The 13526-nt window shown below is 32.8% G+C and carries 10 protein-coding genes and 1 other RNA gene; 4 read left to right on the top strand and 7 right to left on the bottom strand.

Translation table 11 applies throughout. The features are described from left to right. The first annotated feature begins 81 nt into the window (after positions 1-81). A complete protein-coding gene (locus AAHM80_RS01810; RefSeq protein WP_341755239.1) occupies positions 82-936 on the top strand; it encodes an Rpn family recombination-promoting nuclease/putative transposase in 855 nt (284 codons plus the stop codon). Positions 937-1144: 208 nt separating this feature from the next. Here the strand turns inward: AAHM80_RS01810 and tnpA are convergent, their stop codons facing one another. The 7 genes from tnpA to AAHM80_RS01845 all read right to left on the bottom strand — a co-directional run bounded on the left by tnpA (position 1145) and on the right by AAHM80_RS01845 (position 10147). Then, positions 1145-1576 (bottom strand): IS200/IS605 family transposase, encoded by a 432-nt coding sequence (tnpA, locus tag AAHM80_RS01815; RefSeq protein WP_342259383.1) that lies wholly within the window; start codon positions 1574-1576, stop codon positions 1145-1147. 419 nt (positions 1577-1995) lie between these two features. After that, positions 1996-4221, bottom strand: coding sequence for a DNA translocase FtsK (locus tag AAHM80_RS01820; protein ID WP_342260102.1), 2226 nt, complete (start codon positions 4219-4221; stop codon positions 1996-1998). A 15-nt stretch (positions 4222-4236) separates the two neighbouring features. Beyond that, positions 4237-4395: non-coding RNA, 6S RNA (gene ssrS / locus AAHM80_RS01825), on the bottom strand. A 42-nt stretch (positions 4396-4437) separates the two neighbouring features. After that, entirely contained in the window at positions 4438-4755 is a 318-nt protein-coding gene (locus AAHM80_RS01830; protein ID WP_341751305.1) for a cell division protein ZapA, read from the bottom strand. Positions 4756-4757: 2 nt separating this feature from the next. Continuing rightward, the gene (locus tag AAHM80_RS01835) at positions 4758-4967 is read right to left on the bottom strand and encodes a hypothetical protein (RefSeq protein ID WP_341751306.1); all 210 of its coding nucleotides are present in this window, start codon (positions 4965-4967) and stop codon (positions 4758-4760) included. Between the two features lie 5 nt (positions 4968-4972). Continuing rightward, the gene (locus AAHM80_RS01840) at positions 4973-5317 is read right to left on the bottom strand and encodes a helix-turn-helix transcriptional regulator (protein ID WP_341751307.1); all 345 of its coding nucleotides are present in this window, start codon (positions 5315-5317) and stop codon (positions 4973-4975) included. A 6-nt stretch (positions 5318-5323) separates the two neighbouring features. Further along, positions 5324-10147 (bottom strand): NAD-glutamate dehydrogenase, encoded by a 4824-nt coding sequence (locus AAHM80_RS01845; protein ID WP_342260103.1) that lies wholly within the window; start codon positions 10145-10147, stop codon positions 5324-5326. Positions 10148-10470: 323 nt separating this feature from the next. On the opposite strand from AAHM80_RS01845, the gene mnmE reads away from it, so the two are divergent. From mnmE to dksA, 3 genes are all read left to right on the top strand, one after another. Next, a complete protein-coding gene (mnmE, locus tag AAHM80_RS01850; RefSeq protein ID WP_341755243.1) occupies positions 10471-11889 on the top strand; it encodes a tRNA uridine-5-carboxymethylaminomethyl(34) synthesis GTPase MnmE in 1419 nt (472 codons plus the stop codon). 3 nt (positions 11890-11892) lie between these two features. Continuing rightward, positions 11893-12837, top strand: a complete 945-nt coding sequence (locus tag AAHM80_RS01855; RefSeq protein WP_341751310.1) for a tyrosine recombinase XerC — start codon at positions 11893-11895, stop codon at positions 12835-12837. Between the two features lie 63 nt (positions 12838-12900). Then, complete coding sequence (gene dksA, locus AAHM80_RS01860; RefSeq protein ID WP_341747613.1) at positions 12901-13320, top strand: RNA polymerase-binding protein DksA; 420 nt, start codon at positions 12901-12903, stop codon at positions 13318-13320. Positions 13321-13526: the final 206 nt, after the last annotated feature.

The following is a 13526-nucleotide window of genomic DNA, read 5'->3' on the forward strand; positions in this document are numbered from 1 at the left end:
TTATTGCAATTGGTATTACTTAGTGCTTTATAATTTCTGTGCTATACTAGCTTTATAATTGATAACTACCTAATAGCATATATGGATAAAATAACTCCTCGAGTCGATTTGGCATTTAAGAAAATCTTTGGTGTAGAAGAGAATAAGGACTTGCTGATATCCTTGATTAATTCTATCGTTGGACAAGAGGATCAAGTGGCAGAGATAACGCTGCTTAATCCATATAATCCTAAAAACTTTAAGAAGGATAAACTCTCAATATTAGACATTAAAGCCAAATCTGTTGATGGCAAAAGGTTTAATATTGAAATTCAAATTAGCGACGAAGCTGATTATGATAAGCGAGCTTTATATTATTGGGCTAAATTGTATACTGAGCAATTAAAAATCGCTGAGGACTACTCTCTTTTATCTAAAGCTATTGGTATTCATATTCTAAACTTCACTTCTATTCCAAGTGTTGATAAATATCATAATGTTTTTCATATAGTTGAAAAAGATAGTGGATTGGTGTATTTCAAGGATCTCGAATTACACACTATCGAACTCAATAAGTTTACTAAGAATTCTCAAGAAGAATTACCTGACATCGTAGCTAAAGTAAAAAACTCTTTAGATATGTGGACAGCTTTTCTAACAAGACACGATCTACTGAACAAAGATAATTTGCCTAAAGAATTAGACAATGCCAGCTTAAAAAAAGCTCTAACAGTGCTAGGTGTTATGAACTTTACTGACGAAGAAAGGGAGGCTTATGAAGATCATCTTAAATGGCTGCGTATCGAAGCTAATACTCTGAAAAAACAACTAGAAAAAGGTAGAGTGGAAGAAAGAATAGCTATAGCTAGAAAATTACTTAAAGAAAATATGACATCTGAGCATATAGCTAATATTACTAGTTTAAGTATTGAAGAAATCAACAAACTACTAAAATAGTATATTAGCCATATGGTTATTGGAAGTTTTAGGGTTGTGTACTGGTATTATAATATAGATGCTGATTTATAGCAATTCTTACATCGATTTGGGTTCGTAAATCATCCACTAGAGTCCACCAATACTTTTAGCAACATTTCGGTCAGAACGCCCTCGCAAAGCGAGGGGCTTGACGGTTATGAGCAGCCCAAAGGGCTGCCATTGTTAATTAAAATTCTCCTGATTCGTCAGAGCCTAAACTATCAAGTTGCTCTTGATTCTTAATGTAGTGTTTGATCTGATTCTCTTCAAATCCTACAGTTGAGACCGCATAACCTCTAGCCCACAACTTTTCTCCATTAAAATTACGTTTTCGTCCACCAAACTGCCTAGCAACGGCTATAGCACTTTTCCCCTTGATATAGCCTATTACTTCAGCTACAGAATATTTAGGAGGAATCTTGATGAGCATATGCACATGATCTTGTACCATATGCCCCTCTATGATCTTTCTCCCACGTTGAAAAGCTAACTCATGGAATACGTTCCCAAGATATTTTCTAACCTTCCCGTACAATTCTTTTTTACGACACTTTGGAATAAACACAATATGATATTTGCAATCCCATTTAGAATGATTTAAACTTTCGTATGTTGTCATATATTTTCTCCTTTGACCGTCAAGCCAAAGAAGTTATATATGATAACTTTTTATTTTATACTAAATCTAAAGGCCAAGCCTTGATGGTCTCACTAGTCAAACTAGTGGCTTACCTATCATTGAGTTAGAAGCATGATACTCATGGTATTTCCTCCGGTTAATTAGACTAAATATTTAATAGTATAGAAAATTTTATTACTTGTCAATTTACAATTAATTTGTAGGTTTTTTTGGCAGAAGAGTTGATAATAACTATATACTGCTCGTAAATGAAGAGTTGGTAGACGATAGTATAACTTCAAGAAGAGCTAGGCAGTAGCAAAGTCGAGCGGCATAGCGTACATGAGTAACGGAGCAGCTTCGATCTTTGGTCGCGGGAACGCCAATTCTTGAAGTTCTACCTGAGTATATATAAGAACTTAATTTTCTGGCAATAATATTTCTCTCTTACCAGTATGGTTAGGAGGAGATATTACCCCATTTTGTTCCATTTTTTCAACAAGAGTAGCCGCTCTATTATAGCCAATTCGTAAACATCTTTGTATATAGCTAATTGATACTTTTCGTTCTAATTGTACGATTTGTACTGCTCTTTTATATAAAGTTTCATCATTGCTTGAATCATCTCCTAGACTTTCGGCATTTACTTCATCATCATCTAATTGCTGAGTCACTGCTGAAAGATATTCAGGTACTCCTGTTGATCTTAAATATTGGGTTACTTTTTCTACCTCTTTATCATCAACAAATGGACCATGAACCCTGGTAATCTTGGATGAATTACCCATATAAAGCATATCTCCCATACCAAGTAATTGCTCAGAACCTTGTTCACCAAGAATAGTCCTACTATCAATCTTAGAAGTTACTTTAAAACTGATACGGCTCGGGAAATTAGCTTTGATTACCCCAGTAATAACATCAACAGAAGGTCTTTGGGTTGCCATGATAATATGAATACCTGCTGCTCTTGCCATTTGAGCTAGACGCTGTATTGACAATTCAATGTCTTTGCCAGCTACCAACATTAAATCAGCCATTTCATCAACAATTACTACAATGAATGGTAATTTTTCCATATTCATTTCAATTGTCTTATAAATAGGTTTACCAGTTTCCGGATCAAATCCTGTTTGGACAGAGCGTTCTAATATTTTACCGCTTGACGCAGCCTCCAAAATTTTAGCATTATAACCTGCTATATTTCTGACCCCAATATTTGACATTGCTCTATAACGATTTTCCATCTCTTTTACTGCCCATTTCAGGGCTACCACGGCTTTACTTGGTTCGGTAACCACTGGGGTCAGAAGATGTGGTATGCCATCATAGGTTGATAGTTCAAGCATTTTGGGATCGATCATTATTAACCGACATTCTTCTGGAGTATAACGGTAAAGTAGGGAAATTATCATTGCGTTAATTGCTACTGATTTACCGGAACCAGTTGTACCCGCAACTAACAAATGGGGCATTTTTGCTAAATCGGCAACAAAAGGTTTGCCAGCGAGATCCTTTCCTAGAATCAATGGTAGCATAATACTGCTATCTTGATATTCCGGTGTTTCAATTAATTCTCTTAGACAAAAGAAAGCTCGTTGTTTATTGGGTAATTCAATACCTAAAACGTTTCTACCTGGTATTACAGCTATTCTAGTTGATATCGCAGATAAAGACCTAGCAATGTCATCTGATAAACCGATAATCCTAGAAGATTTAGTACCTGCAGCTGGCTCAAATTCATATAACGTTACCACTGGACCTTGGCTAATATTAATGACCTGACCTTTAACACCAAAATCATTCAGAACAGTTAACAGCGTTTGGGCATTATGTTGTAATTCTGATGCAGTTTCTACTTTTATATTTTGACTGTCAGCTTGTTTTAATAATTCGATAGGGGGCAAGTATGGTAATTCGCCATTTTCTTTTTTGAATGGAGATTGTTGTTTTGAACAATGGGAGTGTATGTCATTATTTTTTTCTTGTAATGCATCTATTTTATGAGCATACGTTGCTTCTTCTTGATTAATAAAAGGAGTCTTTTTTGTCAGAACTGGTTTAGTTGAGTTGCTATTTGTTGATATTGTAGGTAAAAGTATAAATTTTTTATAAGGTATTAGTTTGAATAATTTAATTATAGCGATCCCAAAAACTGAAAATTTTATTTCAGTCAATAAAAATAATAAAATAAATGTAGTAATAATTAAAACGTAATCGGCTCTAGCGTCCAATTGCTTGATTATTGGATAAATAATAGTACCTGTTGTCCCACCTGCACCTGCCGGTAAATAATTAATTTTTATATTAGTGCAGACTATCGATAATGATATAATTGACAGCAGCATCACAATTATCCTGACGGTAGCCCATTTCTTCTTTAAATGCCATACACTCAGAGACCAAAAAATACAACAAATTGGTAAAATAAAGGACGCTATACCAAAAAACTGGTAAAAAATATCTGCCAAATAAGCACCGAAATGACCTAATAAATTGCTAGGATATTTGTCTGTGACAGAATTAAAGGAAGGATCATTTGGATTATAAGTCACTAGTAATAGAGCAGTAGAACAGCCCACCAGCATTAATAAAGCAGACTGCACTCTATTATTAGTAAAAATCCTGTTTATGTAATATAGCACAAAAGTTGCCTAAAAAAATGAACCACTTCGGTCGTTGCCTAAGATCCTCAAAGAACCTGTATGTAAGGTGGAATCCATATATCTGTATAATAGATTCAGACAGGGACGGTTTCCTAATAATAAAAATTATAGTCCCGGGGCAATACGTTAAGCTCACGAACCAAGCAGCCCATTACATTTCAAACATTGATGTTTCATACACGGGATTATATAATATCACTTTCCAATCTTTCTCGCAAGGTCTTCTAAATATCCTGCTATAGTACTTAACGTTTCTGCAAATTTTTCTTCTTCGGGAGGTATATTAGCACCATCAATTTTAGCAATTTTGTTAGTCAAGTTTTGTACTTGCTCCTGTAAACTCAATGCAGACATAACTAATAATAGTTCAAATGATGCTGATGGGTTAACTTTTTTTATCTGAGCAATATTTTCATTTAATTTGGCTGCAAGATTGCATAATTCTTCTCTTGATCCTTCACTACATGCGAGTTGGAAAGTTTTGCTACCAAGTGTTATTGTTACTATAGACATCTTTATGTATTTTTATGTTTTATTGCTTCAAGTTCAGCAATATATATGGCTATTTGCTCAAGTATTTTTGCATAATTATCCCTGAGCTGTTTATTTTCATCCTGCAGTTTATTGATTTCTTCATGCTGTCTAGCGATATTTGATAAGAGACCTTCAAGACCTTGATCCACTTCTTGCATTAACTTAAGTAATAAATCATTAGTTATTTTCATTCAGATTATAATATTAAGTGATAAATTATTGGAATTATTATTAATATTAAAACAGAAATAATAATTAGTTGTTTTTTCCATTTATAGTCCAATATCATTGGATCTGACCTATTTCTGAGGTCAATATCTTTTGAAGATTCCTGATTGTCTTTTTCACTGAGATTTACATCTATCCCTAAATAGTTTGAGTATAATTTAAGATAACCTTTTACATAAACTTCCGCTGGCATCGAACTAAAATCCTCCTCTTCAAGAGCTACCAAATATTGCTTCCTAATCTTCAAATAGCTAGATATTTCTTCAAGAGTTTTACCAGATTCTATTCTCGCTTGTTTTAGGGATGACGACATAACGCATTACTCAAGCTTACGCAAAAAAGTTTCAAATTTTTTGTTTGCTAAAATTAAAATATTTAAGTCAATAGTTTCTTGCAATCTAATTCCTTTTACAAAATCTAAAAAAATACATGCGGCATCTATATTATTATCAATCCATAACTCTAAATCAATATTTAATTTAGAGTTGTTAATTATTTTAGCCAATAATTGTCTTTGTTTATCATATAAGTCATCTTTTAATGATTGAATTGATAATCTATTCCAGTAGGAATCATTTAGTTGTTTATCACAAGATTTCCGAAGCCAATCAATACTAAATTTATTACCAGTAGTGAAATATAAATTAGCAACATCATTATTTTTAGCTTTTGTCTTTTTTGCAATATATATTATATCAAAGACAGACACTAGGCTGTCAAGAGTTGCAATCCTGCGAGCTATTTCATCTGTCACTCCTGATAAAGTATATTGCTTAACTTTATTATCGAATTTGTTTTTTGCTTCTCCTAAAAGAAGATTACCAACCACTTTACTAAGCATTCTAGCTGGTTCATAAAATTCATCAATGGTATTGCTAATATTGATAGGATGTTTTATATGCTTTAGAAACCAAGAGATACCTCTACGCATAATTTTAGCAAGCTCAGTGAACATGTCAATTTTAACTTTATGATCTATATTACTTGCTAGAGATTCTACTATAGCCCATAGATTATCTAAATCAAAAATTTCACAGATAATAGTATACGAACGAACTATATCACAAAGAGCAGCCTGAGTTTCACGTTTTATAAGATTAAGTGATGGTCCGCCTAATTGATTAACAATTTTATTTGTTACAACGGTTCGAATAATTTCATGTTTAAGCGGATGAGCTAAAATTTCCTCACGGAATTTTTCTTGCATTAGTTTTGGAAAATAATTAATCAGATAAGATTCAAAATACTTATCTTTTGAAAATGTTGCTGTTATTAAATCATGATAGACTGAGCGTTTACTATAAGAAAGTAATACACAAAGCTCGGGACGGGTCATATTTTCCTTATTAACTGCCCTTTTACTGAGTTCTTCCTGAGTTGGTAAGAACTCAACAGTTCTATTAATTAATTTTTCTTCTTCTAAAGTATCAATAAATTGGCTAAATACTCCGATAGTTGAAGTACTAGATAATTGCATTATATCAAGTGCCTGAGTTTGTTTATAGTTATCAACTAGAACCAGTTCCTCGACGTGTTTTGTCATAGTAAATAAGAACTTATTACGTTCTTCTAAACTAATCTTATTAGAGGACATAGCCTGATTAAGAGCAATTTTGATATTTACCTCATGATCCGAACAGTCAACACCAGCTGAATTATCAATGAAATCAGTATTTATTCTCCCGCCTAGCTTGCTATATTCTATTCTACCTTGTTGTGATACGCCAATATTTCCTCCTTCTCCTATTACTTTAGCTCTGATATCTTTACCATTGACTCTAAGATTATCATTTGCCTTATCGCCTATCTCTAGGTGATTTTCCGTTGAAGCTTTTATATAGGTTCCTATACCGCCATTCCAAAGCAAATCAACTTCTGCTTGTAGGATAGCTCTAATCAGATGTTCAGGAGATGATTCGTTAATGTTTATCTTTAGCAATAACTTGGCTTCTAGGGATAATGATATAGACTTACTGCTTCTCTCAAAAACTCCGCCACCTTTTGAAATTAATTGTTGATTATAGTCAGACCAATTTGATGTAGGTAACTTGAATAGTCGCATACGTTCATTGAAACTAATAATTGGATCAGGTTGTGGGTCAATAAATATATGTTTATGATTAAATGCCGCAACAAGTTTTATGGTATTAGACCTAAGCATGCCATTACCAAAAACATCCCCAGACATATCGCCAATACCAACAACAGTAATAGGGTCTTTTTGTACATCAATACCCATAGCATGGAAATGGCTTGCTACAGAAATCCAAGCTCCTTTTGAGGTAATAGCCATTTTCTTATGATCATAACCTACTGATCCACCGGAAGCAAAAGCGTCGCCTAACCAAAAATTATATTCAGCCGACACACTATTTGCATAATCCGAGAACGTTGCCGTACCTTTATCGGCTGCAACCACGAGATATGGATCTTCTTGGTCGTAGATAATAGTATTTTTTGGCTGAATAACTTTACCATCAATTATATTGTCAGTAATATCAAGTAATCCACGGAGAAAATTTTTATAACACTGCACCACTCTTGCCATATATTCTTGGCGAGTCATATTATCATCAGTGAAATTAACGAAAAATCCACCTTTTGAGCCAACAGGTACAATAACTGAATTTTTGGTCATTTGGGCTTTCATTAGTCCTAATACTTCTACTCTATAATCCTCACCTCTGTCAGACCATCTAATACCTCCGCGAGCGACGACGCCCCCTCGTAAATGGATAGCTTCAAAATCATTATCGTAAACAAATATTTCGGCAAATGGTACTGGCAAAGGCAAGTGAGGAACTTTTTGCGAGTCAAATTTAAAAGAAAAATAATTTTTACTGACTGTACTATGCTTGTTAGCTGAACTTTTTAAGTCATTAGAGCTAGGCTGATAACAGTTAGTTCTTACAATAGCTTCAATAATATCAAACATCTGTCTTAAAACCTTGTCCTCACTACTGCTAGTAATTGTATTAAGATAGTTAAAGATACTATCTTTTATAGTTTTTAAACGTTCATCTGAGAAATTTGCGGGATTAAATTTAGTATCAAACAAATCAACCAACATTTTAGTATATAAAAAATGCTTTATTAAGGTCAACTGAACGTAGCCCTTGCCATAGACAAAGCCGGTTTGATGTAAATATCTAGTTAATGCTTTAACCAACTTAACTTGCCACCAATTAAAGCCCGATAACACTATTAATTTGCTTAAAGAATCATTAGCCAAAAGTCCAAGATATATCTTATCTAGAGCCTCTTCTACGTTTGCTTTAAGTAAATCAATATTGCTTTCAATAGTTATCAATGTTTCGAGAGTGAACTCATATATCCAACTTTCTTCAATATCTCCTGCTCCTTTTATGGTAAAGCTTTGTTCATCTATAGCTTTGAATCCCAAATTTTCTATAGATGGTAATAAGTCTGAAAGAGCTAATTTAGGTGTTGGGCTGTAAATTTTTAGCTGGAACTCTTTATTATTTATAGCAATTAAATTAAATATCGGTTTGCGATAAATACTAGCTTCCTTTAAATAGTCAATATCTATTAAAGCTGTTTGTCCATTAAATTTTTCTCTATAGTCGATAGGAAAAATTGGGTCAAAAAGCTTAAAATTTACTCCCCCTTGGTATTCACCAAATTCTTTACATAACTTTTGGTAAAAATCTTCACTCCAACGAGTGGAGAGCTTATCTAATTCTTGCTCTATTAGTTCAACATCAAAATCAATATTCTTTTTACCCTGTAGCTCCAACGTAATAAATAAATATGAAAAATTTTCTACCACTTCTGCAGTATAATCTAAAAGTATTAGACCACTAAGTATATTTGATAAATAATAATTTATGCTACTATGTACTTCTAGTGTCAAACGATCTCTTGGTAAAAATATTATGACATTAATAAACGAACCAGACCAATCTTGCTGAATAAATAATTTGAGTTTTTTACTCGTTATCCCTGAGAATACATGTAAGCACATACAGTATAGATCACCTTCATCAATTTGTATCAAAGCTTCTTTAGGCAGAGATTGAATTATATTTTTAAGTTTCTTGGTATTATATCCACCAACCGGGAAAGCGGCTTTATCTACAACAAATTTTAGTTTTTGTCTCAGTATGGGAATATCAGTAACTAATTGATAATACATTGCAGAGCTATATAAGCCAAAAATTATACTACCTGAATGATATTTTTTTTCCTGATCAATTTTCTTAATTAAAATATAATCTACTAAGTTACTTCTATGTACTTTTGATAAGATATTAATTTTACCTAAAATAATTAGTTTATTTTCATGTAATGAATTTGCTGAACGTTCTATAATATCAAGCACTTCACCACTATTTTGCCATATCTTTTTAATACCATCTTCCAATGAAAAATTTTTAGAAGTTAGATCAAAGTTAATCATACCTAGAAAAGTAAAATTATCATCTTTTAACCAATCTAAGAAATTTATAGATTCATGATAATCTAAATGATTCTCATTATATAATTGCTGATTATTTTGGATATCGTTTGAAATTAACGTCACTCTGTTTAAGATTTTAGACCATACATTATAAGTAGTATCTACCTGATCTAGAACTTCATTTAAAGTCATTTCCAAAGAGCTAATATCTTTTTGATCAAAACTTCCTAGAATAGTGATATGGACTAAAGATTCCTCTCTATCTTTCTTTATATCCAATATTTCTTGTAAGTTACCATCATTGTTCCTTACACAAGCTATAATAGGATGAAGTAAAAATTTAGCTTTTAAATTTAGACTTGTTAATAAACAAATGATCGAATCAACTATAAATGATTTGTTATCATTCAGTAGCAAAATATTAATTGCAGGATCATTTTCAATTACTGTACTGACAATCTGCAACTTTCTTTTATCAGGCTGTTTTTCTTGAAAGAACTGAAAGGCCTTATTTGTAAACTCATCAAATAATTCTAGTCTATCTCTAAATCTATAGTCTACAGGGATATAAGCTAGAAATTTCTGTACAAACTTACTATAAAGAGGGGTGCTATAAAATGGATTCCCATTTTTTACTGTACTCAGTGATAAAATTTCTGATTTATAATTAGGAACTTGACAGGTAAGCTTACTCAAAGCTAAAGATGTCTTTTCTGTTGTCATAGCTGTTACCAAACTTTATAATTGTTTCAATAGATTACCAAGTAGGCAACAAGTGTTTAAATAGCTTAAATTAGGAATAATATCACAGTATACTCGATGTCATATATGGACAAAGTTCATGCAATCATTCCTACTTCCCTTAATGTCATTCCTAAGCAGGCAGGCATATAGATTTCCGCTGCAGCTCGAATGACATTAAGTAATATAGTCCCCTGTCAAAGCGGAAATGACATCTTTGTGTAGAATTTAAGTTGTTTAATTCTTGTCTACTTGCTATTGATTATAATTAAATAAATTACTTAAGCAAGAGGATCACTACTATTGTGGAAACTATTTTCGCTCAAAGCTCTAAACTAGGAAAAGCTGGTGTTGCAGTCTTTCGTATCTCTGGACATAAAAGCCTATTTGCCTTAAAACATTTGCTTAATAATAATATAGAGTTTGTTCCAAGAATTATGTACTGTAAAAAACTCATAAATCCTAAGAATCAAGAATTAATTGATGATGCGGTGGTAGTATACTTCCAAGCTCCAGCTAGCTTTACTGGAGAAGATGTAGTAGAAATATATACACATGGCAGTATAGCAATTGCTGCCATGCTAACTGAAACATTGTTAACCATCGATGGTTTAAGAATGGCAGAGCCTGGAGAGTTTACCCGTAGGGCGTTTTTAAATGGCAAATTTGATTTAACTGCAGCAGAAGGTATTGCTGATTTAATTGAAGCAGAAACTGTTTGGCAACATAGGCAGGCGGTTAAACAAGTTGGCGGAGGACTTGAAGAACTTTACAATGGGTGGAGACAAACTTTACTGACCATCATCGGTTTCCTAGAAGCTTATATTGATTTCCCCGATGAAGATATTCCACAAGAAATATTAAATAGAGTTATGACTCTTAGTGGTGAACTTAAATATGCTATAATAAAACACCTTAACGATAATAGACGGGGGGAGCTGCTTCGAACCGGTATTAAATTGACTATTTTAGGAACTCCTAATGTTGGTAAATCTAGCTTACTTAATTTTTTGATGCAAAGAGACGTTGCTATTGTATCAAACATTGAAGGTACAACTCGTGATATAATTGAGGGGCATCTAGATATAGGAGGATACCCAATTATATTACAAGACACGGCTGGTATAAGGTCTAGTAATGATCTAATAGAGCTAGAAGGTATCAAACGTGCAATTGAGTCAGCAAAAATGGCTGATATCAAAATAATTATGCTTGATGCTATAAAGTTAAGCAACTCACCCTCATATTTTGAGGAGATGGCTGATATTATAGATTTAATAGATGATAATAGCATAATGCTGGTCAATAAAATTGATCTTTTGGATAAAAGTTTGGGGCATTGTCATCCTGCTTCAGTGCGGGATATAGATCCTCGCCTACGCGGGAATGACATCATGGAAGATAGGTTGCTGCCATTAAACAAAAATTATTTAAAAATCTCTATAAAAGAAAAAATAGGACTGGATATTTTATTAAAGGAAATCGAAAATATTGCTCATAATATAGCAGGTTTAACCGAATCGCCGCATATTACTAGACAACGTCAACGAACCTGTATAGAAAAAGCGTTGGAATATTTAGAAAATTTTAATATTGAAAATGACTTAGTGCTAGCCACAGAAGATGTTAGAATGGCTATCAGAAGTTTAAGTAATGTTACTGGTAAGATTAGTGTTGAAGAAGTTTTAGGAGAGATATTTAGTAATTTTTGTATAGGTAAATGATCCATGATTCAGAAAAAAACACAAGAAGTATTAGAGCTAATAGATAAATGGCAAAAATATCTGAAATTACAAAAAAATTGTTCAGAACATACCATAATTTCTTATAAGAATGATTTAGAACATTTTCTGAATTTTATGACTCACTATAATTCTGAAATCATAACCATTAGTTCTATAAGGCAAGTTGACATAAGATTAGTACGGAGCTGGCTTTCTAAAAGGCAACAAGATAATTACCTAACAGCTTCTAACTCTAGAAGTTTGTCTGCTATAAAGAATTTTTATAAATATCTAGAGAAGACTGCTAATATCACTTGCCATGCAATTTTCTCCGTCAAAAATCCTAGGAAAGCTAAAATATTACCGAAATCTTTATCGCAGTCAGATGCTCAATTATCCATTGAACATATTGATGATTTCGCTGATTTAGAATGGGTGGAGTTAAGAAATAAAGCCCTTTTAGTGCTTATTTATGCTGCTGGGCTTAGAATATCCGAAGCATTATCTATGACTACATCTCATTTACAAAACTTAGATTTTATAAAAATAACAGGGAAGGGTAAAAAAGAACGGATAATACCATGGACACCAGTTGCTAGAAATTTAATAGAACAATATTTAAGTAAATTACCTTATAGTATAGATGAAAAAGATCCGATATTTCGAGGTAAAATGGGTAAAAAATTACAAGCTCCAGTATTTAATCGTGAACTGATAAAATTACGTCGCTTCTATGGATTATCAGAACATTTATCAGCTCATTCCTTTAGACATAGTTTTGCCACGCACTTGCTTGAGAATGGAGCAGAGTTAAGGTCTATTCAGGAATTACTTGGGCATAAAAGTTTGTCAACTACCCAGCGTTATACTAAAATTAGTCTAAAACATTTGGAAAATATTTATAATAATGCTCACCCAATATCAAAATCTAAAGGGGAAGTATTATAATCTTCTTGCCATGCTTTTTAATTATAGGTTATATTATCCCATGTTTGAATATGAGAAGCCTGTATGTCTAAAATTATTTTACTAAAAGGGTATAAACCTTCCAATGATGAAGAATATATGAATCCTCAACAGTTAGAATATTTTAGACAAAAACTCCTTGAGTGGAAAAGTTCTTTACTAGAGGAATCACGAGAAACCTTAACCCATCTCAAGGAAGAAAATTGGAATGAGCCGGATTTAAATGATCGTGCGTCAATTGAAACGGATACAGCAATTGAACTTAGGACAAGAGATAGGTATCGTAAGCTTCTTGATAAAATCGAAGAAGCTTTGGTAAGGATAGAAAAAAATGAATATGGTTATTGTGAAGAAACTGGAGAGCCAATTGGCTTAAAACGTCTAGAGGCAAGACCAGTTGCAACTTTGTGTATTGAAGCACAAGAGCGACATGAGAGTTATGAGAAACAGCATATAGATATTTAACCTCAATTTCGGATTAATTTCATTAATCCGAAATTGGAATGAGAATGTAAACAATCAGGTTTAAAGCGGTTTGACGCCTGATTGTTAAATATTTCATTTGCTAATAATCTTATTTTTATACCAATAAAAATAAGATTATTAGCGATAATAGATTAAAATGCATTCGTAGAAGCGTTTCAAGAATGCATTTTTCTGATATTTTAGCT

This window comes from Candidatus Tisiphia endosymbiont of Metellina segmentata (genome assembly GCF_964030715.1).
Lineage (GTDB): Bacteria > Pseudomonadota > Alphaproteobacteria > Rickettsiales > Rickettsiaceae > Tisiphia.